The 14131-nt window shown below is 72.4% G+C and carries 11 protein-coding genes and 2 CRISPR repeat arrays (1 of these 13 running past the window's edge); of the genes, 2 read left to right on the forward strand and 9 right to left on the reverse strand.

Going from position 1 to position 14131, the window contains the following annotated elements; all coding sequences use genetic code 11:
- Positions 1–294: direct repeats of the CRISPR family, unit length 29 nt; unit sequence GTCAGCTCCGCGCACGCGGGGATGGACCG; it begins 954 nt to the left of the window's first position.
- A 56-nt stretch (positions 295–350) separates the two neighbouring features.
- From ACFVNO_RS06250 to cas3, 9 genes are all read right to left on the reverse strand, one after another.
- Positions 351–512 (reverse strand): hypothetical protein, encoded by a 162-nt coding sequence (locus ACFVNO_RS06250; protein WP_378889842.1) that lies wholly within the window; start codon positions 510–512, stop codon positions 351–353.
- 209 nt (positions 513–721) lie between these two features.
- A complete protein-coding gene (gene cas2e / locus ACFVNO_RS06255) occupies positions 722–1135 on the reverse strand; it encodes a type I-E CRISPR-associated endoribonuclease Cas2e (protein ID WP_378889844.1) in 414 nt (137 codons plus the stop codon).
- Entirely contained in the window at positions 1135–2124 is a 990-nt protein-coding gene (gene cas1e, locus ACFVNO_RS06260) for a type I-E CRISPR-associated endonuclease Cas1e (RefSeq protein WP_378889847.1), read from the reverse strand. Before cas1e ends, cas2e begins: the two co-directional genes overlap by 1 nt.
- Before the next feature lie 5 nt (positions 2125–2129).
- Positions 2130–2813 (reverse strand): type I-E CRISPR-associated protein Cas6/Cse3/CasE, encoded by a 684-nt coding sequence (locus tag ACFVNO_RS06265; RefSeq protein ID WP_378889850.1) that lies wholly within the window; start codon positions 2811–2813, stop codon positions 2130–2132.
- On the reverse strand, positions 2810–3568 hold the full coding sequence (gene cas5e / locus ACFVNO_RS06270; protein ID WP_378889853.1) for a type I-E CRISPR-associated protein Cas5/CasD: 759 nt from the start codon (positions 3566–3568) through the stop codon (positions 2810–2812). The genes ACFVNO_RS06265 and cas5e overlap by 4 nt, the downstream gene beginning before the upstream one ends.
- Complete coding sequence (gene cas7e, locus ACFVNO_RS06275; protein ID WP_378889856.1) at positions 3565–4698, reverse strand: type I-E CRISPR-associated protein Cas7/Cse4/CasC; 1134 nt, start codon at positions 4696–4698, stop codon at positions 3565–3567. The genes cas5e and cas7e overlap by 4 nt, the downstream gene beginning before the upstream one ends.
- A complete protein-coding gene (gene casB / locus ACFVNO_RS06280) occupies positions 4695–5474 on the reverse strand; it encodes a type I-E CRISPR-associated protein Cse2/CasB (protein WP_378889859.1) in 780 nt (259 codons plus the stop codon). Before casB ends, cas7e begins: the two co-directional genes overlap by 4 nt.
- Entirely contained in the window at positions 5471–7048 is a 1578-nt protein-coding gene (gene casA / locus ACFVNO_RS06285) for a type I-E CRISPR-associated protein Cse1/CasA (RefSeq protein ID WP_378889862.1), read from the reverse strand. Before casA ends, casB begins: the two co-directional genes overlap by 4 nt.
- A 66-nt stretch (positions 7049–7114) precedes the next feature.
- Positions 7115–9880, reverse strand: coding sequence for a CRISPR-associated helicase Cas3' (gene cas3, locus ACFVNO_RS06290; protein ID WP_378889865.1), 2766 nt, complete (start codon positions 9878–9880; stop codon positions 7115–7117).
- A gap of 165 nt (positions 9881–10045) precedes the next feature.
- A CRISPR array of direct repeats spans positions 10046–11720; the repeat unit is 29 nt; unit sequence GTGACCCCCGCGCAGGCGGGGATGGACCG.
- A 431-nt stretch (positions 11721–12151) separates the two neighbouring features.
- Between cas3 and ACFVNO_RS06295 the strand changes: the two genes are divergently transcribed.
- Both ACFVNO_RS06295 and ACFVNO_RS06300 read left to right on the forward strand, forming a co-directional pair.
- The gene (locus tag ACFVNO_RS06295; RefSeq protein WP_378889868.1) at positions 12152–12757 is read left to right on the forward strand and encodes a TetR/AcrR family transcriptional regulator; all 606 of its coding nucleotides are present in this window, start codon (positions 12152–12154) and stop codon (positions 12755–12757) included.
- Entirely contained in the window at positions 12754–13779 is a 1026-nt protein-coding gene (locus ACFVNO_RS06300) for an NAD-dependent epimerase/dehydratase family protein (RefSeq protein ID WP_378889871.1), read from the forward strand. Before ACFVNO_RS06295 ends, ACFVNO_RS06300 begins: the two co-directional genes overlap by 4 nt.
- Positions 13780–14131: the final 352 nt, after the last annotated feature.

A 14131-nucleotide genomic window follows, 5' to 3' on the forward strand; every position in this document is an offset into this window, starting at 1 on the left:
CAAGGCCGCTGCTGAGGCGGCGTCAGCTCCGCGCACGCGGGGATGGACCGGTCGGCGGTGTGCGCGCCCTTGGGGTGGCTCAGTCAGCTCCGCGCACGCGGGGATGGACCGCTGGCCCTGGCTGCCCAGGGGTGGAGGGTCACGTCAGCTCCGCGCACGCGGGGATGGACCGCCGTCCCGCCAGCAGGGGCGCATCTGGGCGCCGTCAGCTCCGCGCACGCGGGGATGGACCGCGCACCCTCGCCGCCGCCCACCAGTACGGGTGGTCAGCTCCGCGCACGCGGGGATGGACCGGAAGGGGTCGACGGCGCCCCGCCCCCTAGGGAGGACAGGGCGCCGTTGCCCCCGGGCTACATCAGGCCGGCCCGGTACGCCAGCGTGTGCAGGACGGCGGCCCCTATGACCAGCGCAGCCCAGATGCACCACGCCCACCAGGCGGCGCCGAGCAGCAGGGCGATTCCAGCGACGGCGAGCGCCACCCATGTGAACCAGACGGCGACTTTGGTGCTCATGCTTCTCTTTCCTCGGGGGGTACGGTGCACGATTCCGGGAGGAGGCGGACCCCGGATGTCCTCTCCATCCGGGGTCCGCTCCACCGCTTCTCACGTGGAGCCGATCGTGGCTGAGCGCCGCCGGGGTCGCGACTCCAGCCGGGCGGGTGAAGACAGCATCCCAGGAACGACGAAAGCGCCCCTCACGAGCCCCGCACCGGCAGGGCGCGCTAGCCGCCGTCCTCTTCCGGAACCCCCGGCGTTCCGGGGCCCTCCGACACCTCCGGACCCTCCGGCGCCCCCGCACCCCCCATCCCCTCCGGGGCCTCGGCGAGCCAGGCGGGATCCTCCTCCTCGACCGGCGCGGTGAACCTCACCAGTTGCAGGCCGTCGAAGTCCACCACTCGCCGACGCCGCTCACCCGCCGTCAGGACGACATACCCCTGCTCGTTGTCGACCGTGTGCAGGCACACGGCGGCGCCGTCCCCCACGGACTCGCTCACCGCGGCCCACAGCCTCTCGCGTACGCGGGCGTTCATCGTGCCCACGTACAGCCCCGTATCCGGCTCGATCATCCACCGGGACAGCGCACCGCGCACCCGGTCCGGTACCGCGGTCGTGGAGATCACCACCATCGACCCCATCAGTTCGCCTCCCCCGCGTAGTTCACCCCGCCGGAGACCGCGCCCAGGACGGGGTCCCACAGGTCGACCACCCGCCACCGCGTCGGCACCGGGCCGTCGTCGTCCTCCTCGTCCTCCAGTTCCGGGTCGAGCAGCACCTGGACGTCCCGCACCATGCGCGGGATCATCCGGTACAGCTTCCACTCCGTCCGCAGCAGGGTCCGGGCCCGGGCCTCCGGGTTCTCCGCATCGTGCAGGGAGAAGGCCAGGGGGATCGTCGTCTTCGCCTTGTACAGGTCCGCGATGTCGTACACGAACGACTGCTGCTTGCCGGCGTGCACGAACCCCATGGCGGGCGAGCACCCCAGGTGCGCGATCACCGAGTGCACCACCCCGTACAGCGCCGCGTTCCCCGCCGACAGCGCCTTGTTGACCGGGCTCTGCTCGTCCCACGCCGCCGGGTCGTAGTTGCGCTTGAACGGCTTCACCCGGTGCTTGGTGGCCAGGCTCCGGTAGAGGGCCTTCATCCGCTGCCCCTCCAGGGCCCGCAGCCTCTCGATGCCGACCCCTTCCTCCACCTCCTCCCCGAACCGCATTTCGTACATCCGCCTGGCCACCGCGAGCCGTGCCGCCTTGTCGGTGTACGCGTGCGCCTGGCGGTCCAGCCACAGGGTCGTCCGGCTCTCGGGCACCAGGCTCCCGTAGTGCAGGATGGCGCCCGACCCGCAGGAGACCACCGTCGTCCCGTGCCGCATGAAGGTGGCCAGTGCCGGTGACGTGATCGAGGTTCCGGGTCCCAGCAGCAGGCAGGCCAGGGAGGCGGTCGGGATCGGGACCCGGTGCACCGTCCCGGCCCCCGCCGCGACCTCGGCGCACACCCCGGTGTCGGTCTGCACGATGCGGCAGATGTCGGCGTACAGGAACGACAGGTTGTCCGATACCTTCGGCAGCATCGCCAGGGTCGGCCGGGCCAGCGCCTTGCGCGCCTGTGCCTCGTTCGTCGCGGTCACCGGCCTCACCACTCCGCCGACGCGAGGCTGAGCATTCCGCAGCCGAACGACTTGCCGCGCCCCACGCCCTCGACCACGGCCCCGCGCACCGCCTCGGGGTCGGTGACGACCGCGTACCCGTCGAACCTCGTCATGTGCAGGCGCACCTTGCGCCTCCCGCTCCGACCCGGGTCCAGGGCCGGGCCCATGCCGGTGCTCCGCACCTCGCGCAGCTCCAGGCCGCACCGCTCCGCGCGCTCGCGCCACCACTGCTCGGCATCGGCCCCGTACAGCGGCCGCGTGTAGGCGTTCACGCCCGGACGGGCGCGCTCCCCGAGGCGTTCGGCGTTCTTCTCCGACTTGCCGAGCCGCTTGCAGGGGGTGGCGGCCAACCGGTACCGCACCTCCCGCCCCTTCTCCAACCCGGCGAGGAAGGGCGCGAGGTCGCGTTCGGCGGCCTGCCCGAACCCGTCGCCGAGCCGGTCCACGGCGAGCCGGCCATGGCTCTGGGCGAGCAGCACCGGACCGGTGCGCGCCTCGTCCACCCGGAACAGGATTCCGGCGTGCTGCCGGGGGGAGGGCATCGTCTTCTCTCCCAGGTGCTCGGAGGCCAGGTCGATGAGCAGGCGGTGCAGTTCCCCGGCGTTGGAGAAGGCGGCGCGGGCCCGCCGCGACGACAGGTCGGGGGTGATCTTCGTGAGCCAGGTCAACGGTGCTCCTCAACGTAGGAGAACAGGCGTTTCCGGTAGTCGTGGCGGTCGGTGGCGACCAGGTGCGCGGGCAGGTCGGCCTCCTCCACCCGGACCTCCCGGCTCGCGTACCGGCGGTGGGCCGAGGCGAAGGAGCGGGGGACGTCGTTGAGCACGGTCCGGGTGTCCGTGCCTCCGCCTCCGCCCGGGGTCTGATCGGAGACCATCTCCACCGCCACGGTCGTGCCCCCGTTGGGGACGCGTCGGTGCGGCAACGGGACCGACGTGTGCAGTTCGTGCTCCGGGTCCGGGACCCCGGTGCGCAGCACCAGGAGGGGATCGGGCACGAAGGACCGCCGCCCCAGGTAGGGCTGCCAGTGCGGCGACAGCAGCGCCCGCCCGATCTCCCCTGCTCCCGGGCCGGTGACGGCCACGGTGAACACCGCGTCGGCCAGGTACGACCTCCGCGTCACGATGGTGGTGGTGCCCTCGGGGCGCCGTTTGCCCTCGGCCGTGGGCACCGTCCGCTCCCGGGGGAGGCCGCCGCCGACCGTGTGGAAGTCGGTCATGTGCAGTCCGCGTGCGTCGATGCGCACGGTCAGCCGCAGCCCGTCGTACCGCTCCAGGGGGTCCTCCCGCCCGACCCCCTGCGCGGCGGCGAACATGCCCACCAGCCCGGACCGGGTGGGGAAGGACAGGGTGTCGCGATCGCCGAACGCGCTGTGCTCCCCCCAGCTCTGCATCGGCCCGGCCAGGCGCAGCAGCAGACCGGTCACGACCCGTCCCCGGGGTAGGCGGCGGCCACGGCGGTGTCGACCAGCTTCGGGTAGCCGGAGACCCGGTCACCGAGGTTCTGCACGGGCTTGTCGTCGATCCCGGCGTGCGCGGAGGCCAGAACGGCTTCGGGCCACCAGAGCCCGTTGATCTTCCCGGCGTACTCGCTCAGCCTGCCGACGGAGGCCGCACCGAACCCCTCGGTGTTGCGCACCGCGGCCTCGAAGGCGGGGGCGAACGACACCGGGCGGTCCGACCGCACCGCCACGTGGGCCAGGTCGGGCAGGGTCATCGCGGCGGTCGCGTTCTGCTTGCCCGAGGGGAAGGTTCCCAGGAAGGCGCGCAGGAACTCCGACACCAGCTCGCGGGCCGTGGCGGCGTCCCCGTCGAGGTTGCGCAGCAGCCCGCGCAGGTCGATGTTGGCGTAGCGGTAGAAGGTGCCGGTGCTGAACTGGCCCACGTTCATGTGGCCGCTGCCGTGGTCGTCCTCCTTGGGGACGTCGTCGACGGCGGTGAAGAAGTCGACCTCCACGCTGGTGCCGTGGGTGGTGAAGGCGTGCGCGAACTGCACGGCGCCGTCCACCTCGGTGGAGGGCAGTTCGGCGAGCATCCGGCCGAACAGGTTGACGGTGGCGTTGCGCGAGCGCAGTACGGCCACGATGTCGTCGGCGGGCAGGATCCCCTTGGGGGTCTTCTTCGCGGACTCCTTGGCCACGGCGTCCTTGTGCTCGTGGGCGATGGCGGCCAGGGCGTCGATGGCGGAGACGGGGAGGTAGAAGAGGACGGAGGTGGCGGGCGGTTCGCCCTCCTTCTCCTTCTCCAGCTTGATCCCGCCCTTGGCGGCGGACAGGACGACCTGGCGCGCGCCCTGCTCGGCCAAAGGGGCCTCCCACCCGAGGGCCGTGAGCCGCCGGGCGATCTCCCCGACGATGCGCCGGGTGCGCACGGCCGGGTCGCCGAGGCGTTCCTCGACCTGGTGGCGGACCGCCCGCTTCCAGCTCTGGCTGGAGATGCGGGTGCGCTCGGTGCCGCCGTAGACGACGGTCTTGGGAGAGCCGAGGTCGTCGCGGTTGACATTGGAGTAGGGGAGCGTGTGCAGGACGTGGACGTCCAGGAACTCGGGGGTGCTCATGCGGCGGTGTCCTCGTCGGTTTCGTCGGTGGTGTTCGGGTCCACGGGGGCTTTCTCCCGCCGGGCCCGTTCGGTCTCGATGACGCGGTGGTAGGACTGCACCCACTCCTTGGCGACGGCGTCGCGGTCGCCGCCCCAGCGGGACAGGTCCAGGGTCAGGCGGCCCCAGTCGATGTCGACGTCCCTGTCGCGGGCGTGCAGGACCAGGCGGGGGAGCTGGGAGTGCACGCCGTCGACGGACTGGCGGCACAACAGGTGCAGGCGCCCCTCCGTGGTCTCCCCGTTGAGCCGGCCCTCGGTGACGGCCCTGCCGATCATCGCCCCGAGGTTGGAGCCGCGCCGCAACGGGTCGGCGCCTTTCTGCCCGGTGCCCGGGGCTCTGCCGGTGTCCGGGGAGGAAGAGGGTCCGGGTTCCTCCGGCAGGGTGTCGCGGGCGTCCTCGCCGGCGCCTTCGGCCCCTTCCGTCCCCTCCGCGGCCTTCCGGTCGCGGGCCCGGCGGGGCTGGGCGGCGATCATCGCCGCCACCCCGTAGAAGGCGCGTTCCACATCCTGTTCCGGAGTCCGCCGGCGGGCGTTGGGGTCGCTCTCGAGGTGGGTGAGCGGCCCGTTCAGGTAGCGGGCGACGAAGGTGTGCACGGGCAGGACGGCGGGGTCGTCCACCCGCCTGCCCGCGGCCCGGCGCAGGGTGGCCCGCACCGCGGGTTCGTCGCGCACCCTCTCTTCGAGGCTCTTCACCATCCGGTCGGCGGCGCGGAGGATCTCGGATTCGGTGCTCAAGAGGTCTCTCCTCGGTCGGTGCGGCGGGCGGGGTTGCGGTGGAACAGGTGCCGGCGGTGGTGCTCGACCACGGCGGCCACCCGGGGCCGGGAGCAGTAGGGGCCGGTCACCTCGTCATAGGCGGCCAGAGCCAGGCGGGAGAAGGAGACGCCGGGGCCTTCGGCCTCCTCGTCCAGGGCGATCCGCCAGAACTCCTTCTCGGCGGTGGACCAGTAACGGGACAGGCCGCGCCGCAGCCAGGGGCCGGTTCCGGTGTCGGTGCGCGCGGAGCCGCCGGAGGGGCTGTTGCCCTCCTTCCAGGCGTCCGTGAGGGCCTTGCGCAGGCGGTACCCGAGGGATTCGGCGGAACGCCGGGCGAGCCGGATGCGCAGTCGCGCCCTGACCGCCTCCTCGGAGGTGTCGGTGGAGTCCTCCAGCCAGCGCAGCACCGGCGGCGTCGTGGCGGTGAACCACTGGCGGTCGCGGGTCTGCCCGTCCTGGTCGAAGCCGAAGGCGCGCAGCCGCATGCCTTTGCGGAGGTCCTCGGACAGGCGCGCCTGCTTGGTGAGGTGGTCGAACAGCCTCGGACGGAACTCGTCCCGGATGTCCTCGGACAGCAGCGAGTCCAGGTCGCGCCAGACCGCACGCGCCGCGTCCGCGGGACGCGCGTACCGGCGGCCGTCCTTGCTGGTCTGGTGGATCAGGTACGGGTCGGTGGGCGGGACCGGCCGGTCCCGGCGCGACCAGGTGACATAGGCGTCCACGACCTTGTCGCCGCCCGGGTCGGGCACCAGCAGGACCGCGTGCGAGGCCTGGTTCAGCAGGGTGCCGGCCAGGCCGGTGGACTCCTCCGGCGCGCCCAACGGGTCGGGGAGGCCGTCCCGCTCCCAGGGGGCGGGTTCCACGTCACCGGGTTCGTCCTCGTTGTCGGAACCGAAGGGGATGTTGAGGACCAGGCTCTGGAACAGGTTCCGGCCCAGGGGGTGGAAGGACACGGTTCCGCGCAGGGGCCCGGCCGTGCTGTTGGCCTCGGAGCGGCCATCGACCGTGCGGGAGGTACAGCGCCCCGAGGGGCCGTACCCCAGGGTGGCGAGGAGGTGCCAGGCCGCTTCGTCGGGGAGCAGGGGGACCGGGGCCACGTCGTGGTGGTGGCCGCCCAGCCACACCTGGTTCTGGCCGGCGGTGCGCCCCCAGGCGAGCTTGTTGACGCCTGAGGTCTTGGAGCACTGCTCGCGCAGCCGGGGGTCCTGCGACCAGGGGCGCTCGGGATGGAAGAGGTCGAACCGGTTCGGGAGGCCGGAGAAGTAGGCGTCCACCCGTGCCTGGTCGAACCCTCCCGCCTCGAGGACCCCGCGGCGCGCCCGGTACCACTCGGCGGCGTCGTCACCGCAGTCCAGGCCGGTGACACGGGCGGCCAACAGGGTCAGCACCCGCCACAGCTGGGCGGAGGCCGGGGGGAGGGGGAGTTCGATGTCGGAGAACTCGTGTGCGCGGTACAGCAGCTCGCGCAGCCCGACCTGGGGTGCGGGCGTGCCGTCGGCCGTTCTGACCGGCAGCCAGGGCCGCGTCACCAGGTCGTATGAGGGTGGGGTCACCGTCGCTCCGTGGGGAGGGTCGCTCGGAATGCGGAATGGAAAGGCGTCCGGGTGGCCGGGCGCGGGTCAGGTGCGGTACTCCAGGCCGTTGTCGGGATGGAGGAACAGGCGTCTGTCGCCGAGGAGGGCCTCACCGGCCCTGCCGTCCGCGTCGACCGGATGGACGAGGAGCACCAGGTCGTGGAGGTGGTAGTCGTCCTCCCACCCCTTCGGGACCCGGTTGGCCTCCGCCAGGGGCGGTTCCGTGTCGTGTGTGGCGCGCATGGGGATGGTGCGGGCCATGACCGCGCGCAGGTCGTCACCGTCCATGCGGCCGTCGGCACCGACCTCCGGGAGGCGCCGCGTCAGCCCGGCGTCCAGCCACAGGCCGCCGTGCGGGTCGCGGTAGCAGCACAGGACCCGCACCGAGTCGGCGCCGAAGCGGGTGGCCAGGAAGTGCTCGCCGATGGGGAGGTCGGACCTGGTGAGCGGGGACAGGTCCGCGTGCAGGTCCCGTGCGGTGGGGATCACCGCGTTGCGGCCGTGGGTGCGCAGGGCCAGCTCCTCCCCGATGCGCTTGATGTCGGCGTCGACGTCCTCGATGAGGGAGGCGTCGTCGTACAGGTCGTCCACCAGGGGCTGGACGTCCTCGGGAACCCTGATCGGCCGGTCACCCCGCCGGGCCAGCAGGGAGTGGGTGCGCATCAGCAGGGAGGCGGTGTAGATGTAGTCCCAGGACTTGGGGAGGTGCCCCCTGCTCTGCTCCTCCCGGGGGACCAGGACCGCCATTCGGGGCTCGTTCGCCCAGGTCGGGCGGGTGACGATACCCAGGTGCTCGTGCCGCCAGCAGCGGCCCGCGCGCTGCAGCAGCAGGCCGATGGGGGCCAGGTCGGTGATGAGCAGGTCGAGGTCCAGGTCCAGGGACTGCTCGATGACCTGGGTGGCCACGATGACGGCCCGCTCGGGGCGGACGTTCTCCGCGGCGCCCTTCCTGCCAAGCCGGTGGGTGAGTTCCGCGGTGATCGAGGTGCGCTGTTCCTGGGGGAAGCGCGAGTGCAGGAGGAACAGTTCGGGCGCCGGGTCCATGCCGGAGAACCACTCGGCCAGCAGGTCCCGGGTCTGCTGGGCCTCGGCGACGGTGGTGCAGATGACGGCCGCGCAGCCGCCCTCGGCGACCAGGGGGCCCAGGAGTTCGCGCAGGGCCTGCTCCCGGTCGGGCCGGCCGTCCTGGAGGGGGACGGGGACCAGGTCCGCCTTCAGAGGGTGCCGCTCCGTGGTGGTGAAGGGCTCGGGGTTGGCGGTGACCTCACCGGTGGCGGGGTGGACGTGCAGCCAGCCGGGGTAGGCGATCCGTTCGACGAACGGCGGTGCGGAGCGCTTCACCTTGCCCTTGGAACCGGAGACGTACGCCTTGACCAGGGCGTTGGCCACCGAGTGGTGCAGGGTGGCGGACAGCAGGACGACGGGGACGCCGTAGACGCCGAGCCAGTGCAGGAGGCGTTCCAGGAGCATCTGCATGTACGGGTCCACGGCATGGACCTCGTCCACGATCACGACCTTTCCCGACAGGCCGAGCATGCGCACCGCGTTGTGCCGTGCGGGGAGGGCGGCCATGAGTGCCTGGTCGATGGTGCCGGTCGACCAGGACGCGAGCAGGCCGCGTTTGGACTTCATGAGCCAGGTGGTGGGGGCCAGGCCGTCGGGCTCGGAGAGCTCTTCGTCGGTGGGGGCGTACTCGGGGTTGAGCCAGGCCATGGAGTGCAGCAGGGCGAGGGGAGCCCGGACGTCGGCCCGGCGCAGGGCGTACTCGCGTAGGCGGCCGTACATCTGGTCGGCGGTGGCCATGGTGGGGAGCGCGAGGAAGCGGCCGTGGTGGCCGGTGGCGGCGCCCAACAGGTCGGCGGCGTGCAGGGCGGCCTCGGTCTTGCCCTCGCCCGGAGGGGCGGTGATGAGCACCAGGCCGCCGTCGGAGCACAGGTCGGGGAGGTGCCGGGCGAGCGAGGACTGGAGGCCGTTGGGGGTGTCGATCGAGGGGAAGGACTCGACGAACGACGCGGGGGAGGTGGTGAGGGGGCGCAGGCCCGCGTCGTCGACCAAGCGGGTGACGGCGGGGAGCGAGGCGTGGAAGTGGGCGAGGAGCGCGGGACGGCTGCCGTCGGCGGGAGGTGTCTTCAGTTGGGCGGGGAGGAAGTGCTCCTGGCTGACCAGCCAGTCGGCGAGGATGACCAGCCCGCAGACGAGGGGGGCGATGGCGGCCTTCAACCGTTCGGGGGGCTCGGGAGAGCCGGCGGCCTCGCGGACCAGCAGGGTGGCGCGCTCGCGCTGCTCCGACCAGGGGCCCTCGGCGAAGCGGTGCGTCGTGTATTCGTCGAGGGGGTCGGGATAGACGCCGTGGTGCCCGCCGAGGAGTTGGGCCACCAGGTCGGCGACGTATTCGTCTTCGCCCGGATAACCGAAACGGGGGAGGGCGGAGGTGAGCCATTGGTGGGTGACGAAGGAATGGCCGCTCCTGTCGCCGGGGGGTTGTTCTCGGGGGTAAGAGGAAAGGTCGACGGGGATTTGCTCCTGGAATTCCCGGATGAGTTTTCCGATGTCGTGGCAGCCGGCCCAGAAGGCCACCAGCGCGCGGGCGTGGGTCTCGTCCACACCGAGGCCGCCCGCGATGCCGCGCCTGACACCGGGGGAGAGGAAGGCGTTCCAGAGGCTCAGGGCTGCGGCGGTGGCGTCGAGGGCGTGGAGGATGTAGGGGTAGCGGCTGCCTTGGAGGTTGCGCTCTTTGGCCCACAGATCGAGGTCGATATAGGTGGGGTCGTCGGAGGGATCGGGGGAAGGGGGTGGGGGAGGGGGAGGCATCCGGGTGTGCTCCAGAGGTCATGAGAGCATGGTGTGGAGATTGAAGTTAGTGCGGGTGTGCGAGCTTCCGCAGGCGTTTGGTGGACGTGGCCGGATCAGGTCATTTCTTAACCCGCCAGTAGGTCTCGTGGAGATAACGGCCCGCGTTGTCCCAGGTCATTAACTGTGACCCCCGCGCAGGCGGGGATGGACCGCAGGCGCCCATGACCAGCACCATCTTCGGGGAGTGACCCCCGCGCAGGCGGGGATGGACCGGGCCCCGGGTGTTGGTGTGCAGCTCGTCCCCGGTGACCCCCGCGCAGGCGGGGATGGACCGACGTTCGCGTTGAGGGTGCTGCTGCTGGCCATGTGACCCCCGCGCAGGCGGGGATGGACCGGGGAACAGCCCCGGCCCACTCCGAAAGGGACTGTGACCCCCGCGCAGGCGGGGATGGACCGCTGGTGGTCGTCCGAGGCCGGGTGCGCCGGGCGTGACCCCCGCGCAGGCGGGGATGGACCGGTCTACAGGCCCAACAGCCTCTACGGGGGCTAGTGACCCCCGCGCAGGCGGGGATGGACCGTCGCGTCCATATCCTCCGGAGCCACAGCGAGAGTGACCCCCGCGCAGGCGGGGATGGACCGGGGGTGACCTGCTCCCCCTTGCGCGGGATCGGGTGACCCCCGCGCAGGCGGGGATGGACCGCTCGCGGACTGGCTCGGTGACAACGGGGTCGGGTGACCCCCGCGCAGGCGGGGATGGACCGCCGCACGACGCGTACACCGCGGCCCGGTCGGCGTGACCCCCGCGCAGGCGGGGATGGACCGCACGGTCACCTCCAGCCCCCGCAGAGCTACAGTGACCCCCGCGCAGGCGGGGATGGACCGATCGGGGTGAGGGTCAGCGCGGGGGTGGCGAAGTGACCCCCGCGCAGGCGGGGATGGACCGGCCCCCTCGGCGCGGGACCGTCAGCGGCTGTCGTGACCCCCGCGCAGGCGGGGATGGACCGACATGACTTCACCCCCCTGGGGTGCCCGTTCGGTGACCCCCGCGCAGGCGGGGATGGACCGCCGAGATCGCCAACGCCTGTGCCGCCGTGGGCGTGACCCCCGCGCAGGCGGGGATGGACCGGACGCCGGGCGGCCATCTATGATCCGCGTCAAGTGACCCCCGCGCAGGCGGGGATGGACCGTGGTCGTCGGGGGCGCCGGTCGCCGCGCCGTGGTGACCCCCGCGCAGGCGGGGATGGACCGCGCCCGCAGTCCAGGCAGGGACGCCTAGGCATGTGACCCCCGCGCAGGCGGGGATGGACCGCACCACGTCGAGGAGTGGGGACTTCTGAAACTGTGACCCCCGCGCAGGCGGGGATGGACCGGCGGTGGGCGTGCTCCTTGTCGCCGCGCCGTGGTGACCCCCGCGCAGGCGGGGATGGACCGCGACCGGGCCCCGCAGATGTAGCAGCGCGTCGGTGACCCCCGCGCAGGCGGGGATGGACCGCGGCACGTCGGCAAGGGCCGCCTGATCGAGTCGTGACCCCCGCGCAGGCGGGGATGGACCGGAGTCCGTCACCGACGAGGACTCGGGGTTTCGTGACCCCCGCGCAGGCGGGGATGGACCGACCATCGAGGAGATGACCCCCGACGAGGTCACGTGACCCCCGCGCAGGCGGGGATGGACCGTACGGGGTGCAGGGACTGGAGATCGGCGCCAGGTGACCCCCGCGCAGGCGGGGATGGACCGTCCTGACCGACCTCATGGCCGCGCTCGGCGCCGTGACCCCCGCGCAGGCGGGGATGGACCGTTTTCATCCCGAGGATCAACAAATGAAGAATAGTGACCCCCGCGCACGCGGGGATGGACCGGGGGTCGGCTCGCCTTGGAGGTGCTCGATCGCCCGCTCCACGGTGTTGCGGTCGCGGTAGGCCACCCGGTCGAGGGCCAGGGTCTACCGCCCGCCGCCCCCTGGCTTTAGTGCTCGCGCTGGTCACGGGGCCGAGGGAGGGTCGATTCGACCTTGCGGTGCCTCAGACGCTCCCGGTCGGCCCGGGCTGGGGGCCGACACCGGCGGGCGCCGAAGAACGTGCACCGCAGGCCCGCGGCTGTGCCGGGCCGAGCGGCCCGGGCCGTCCGCCGACCCGGGCCGGGCGCCGCGATCACGGCATATTGACGTGCGCGCGGGAGGCCAGAGGACATGGCCGGTGACACCTTGCCGACAGGCTTGACGGTCGGTGCATCGATCGTGCTATAAACGACTGACTACTCAGTCGTTTTTGGAGGGTCGGATGCCACGAACATTGAGCGACCAGCGCCGGGCTGCGGTGCTGAAAGCTGCGACACGGGTGATCGCGCGCGACGGACTGACGGCATCGACCGCATCCATCGCAGCAGAGGCGGGACTCTCGGTCGGCTCGTTGTTCAACTACTTCCCGACCAAGACCGCGCTGATCAACGCGCTGTACCTCCACCTGAAGCGTGACCTCGCCGGGGCGGTGGTCGAGCCGTCGATCCCTCCCGGACCGTTGCGCGGACGTGCCTGGGAGGCTTGGCGGCGGTGGATCCGATGGGGTGCCGCCGATCCCGACAAGCAGCGTGTGCTGATGCTGATCGACGTGTCCCACGAGCTGACCGGCCGGACGCGCGAAGACGGCGTCGAGGCCATGCAGGGCGCGGACTCCCTGTTCGCGGAAGCGCGGCCGGGCGGGCCCTTCGCGGACCAGCCGCTCGAGTTCCTGGTGGCCACGGTGGGCGCTATGGCCGCCACCACCATGGAGGCCGTCGCGCGCGAGCCCGAAGAGTTCGAGAGCCGCTGCAGCGCGGGCTTCGCCGCGGTGTGGGCGGCGATCGTGATAAGCGAACGGCCTTCCGGCAGCGACGCGGACGAAAGAAGGAGTCGGCCATGACGAACCGCCGAGTGCTCGTGACGGGAGGCAGCGGGTTCCTCGCGGCGCACTGCATCCTGCGCCTGCAGGAGGACGGCTTCACCGTCCGGACCACCGTGCGCTCCGAGCGCGGCGCGGACCGCGTCCGCTCCATGTCGGCCGCGGGCGGCGGCGCGGATGCGGCCGATGTGGAGATCGTGCAGGCGGATCTCACCGCGGACACGGGGTGGGATGCCGCTGTCGCAGGCTGCGAATACGTCCTGCATGTCGCTTCCCCGTTCCCGGCTGTGCCACCGGCACGCGAGGACGACCTGATCGTGCCCGCACGCGACGGCGCCCTGCGCGTCCTGCGCGCCGCACGACGTGCCGGCGCCAGGCGGGTCGTGCTCACCTCGTCGTTGGCGGCCATCGACTACGGGCACCCGCCGACGACCACTCCCTACGACGAGACGATGTGGACCGACCTGGACGGTCCCGGCGTGACCGCGTACGCCAGGTCCAAGACGCTCGCCGAGCGCGCGGCGTGGGACTTCGCCGGACGCGAGGGCCTGGAGCTGGCCGTCGTCAACCCGGTCGGCATCCTCGGACCGGTCCTCGGCGGCGACTACGGCACCTCGGTGGGCGCGATCGCGCTCCTGCTCGACGGGGGCACTCCGGCTCTTCCCCGGGCGACCGTCGGAATCGTGGACGCTCGCGATGTCGCCGATCTCCACGTGCGCGCGATGACGCACTCCGCCGCCGCAGGTGAGCGTTTCATCGCGACGGCCGGGCTGATGACCCTGCCTCAGATGGCGCGGGAGATCCGGGACGGGCTCGGTGAAGCGGCGGGCAAGGTGCCCACCAGGACCATCCCGGACTGGGTGGTGCGCATCATCGCCGTGTTCGACGACAACGTCCGGCTGAGCCTGTCGATGCTCGGCACCCCGCGCGACACGACGAGCGCCAAGGCGCAGCGCGTGCTGGGCTGGAAACCGCGCCCGCCGGAAGAGGCCGTTCTCGCGACGGCACGGAGCATCCTCGCCCTGAGGGCGCGCGAATCCTGACCCCGGCGTCGCCCGCGACCGGAACGCGGGCGACGCCGTAGGCGGCCCTCCTCGGCGTCCGTCGGCGGCATCCGACGGTGAGGGGCCGTTTCCCGGTCGGGCGGCCGGGGCACCGGCCGACACCTACCGCGGCGGCCGAGCGGGCCTCGCTCGGAGGCCCACCGCCGCCTGATCCAGGTCGTCGGGGTCGACCGGTGGGCGGAGGACGGAACCGGGCGCGAACCTGCCCGGGCCCGCGGTCGACGCCGATCTCCGGGTCGGTCTCGTGCGGCTCGTCGTCGACCGGGAAGCGCACGCGCAGACGCACCCCGGTGGCACGTCGCCGCCCCCGGCCCCGCCGCCCACGAGGCCG

The organism is Nocardiopsis sp. NPDC057823 (assembly GCF_042797335.1).
In the GTDB taxonomy this organism is placed as follows: Bacteria; Actinomycetota; Actinomycetes; order Streptosporangiales; family Streptosporangiaceae; genus Nocardiopsis; species Nocardiopsis changdeensis.

Coding starts and splice junctions, on each gene's coding strand:
- ACFVNO_RS06250 (WP_378889842.1), bottom strand. CDS start 512: ATGAGCACCAAAGTCGCCGTCTGGTTCACATGGGTGGCGCTCGCCGTC.
- cas2e (WP_378889844.1), bottom strand. CDS start 1,135: ATGGGGTCGATGGTGGTGATCTCCACGACCGCGGTACCGGACCGGGTG.
- cas7e (WP_378889856.1), bottom strand. CDS start 4,698: ATGAGCACCCCCGAGTTCCTGGACGTCCACGTCCTGCACACGCTCCCC.
- cas3 (WP_378889865.1), bottom strand. CDS start 9,880: ATGCCTCCCCCTCCCCCACCCCCTTCCCCCGATCCCTCCGACGACCCC.
- ACFVNO_RS06300 (WP_378889871.1), top strand. CDS start 12,754: ATGACGAACCGCCGAGTGCTCGTGACGGGAGGCAGCGGGTTCCTCGCG.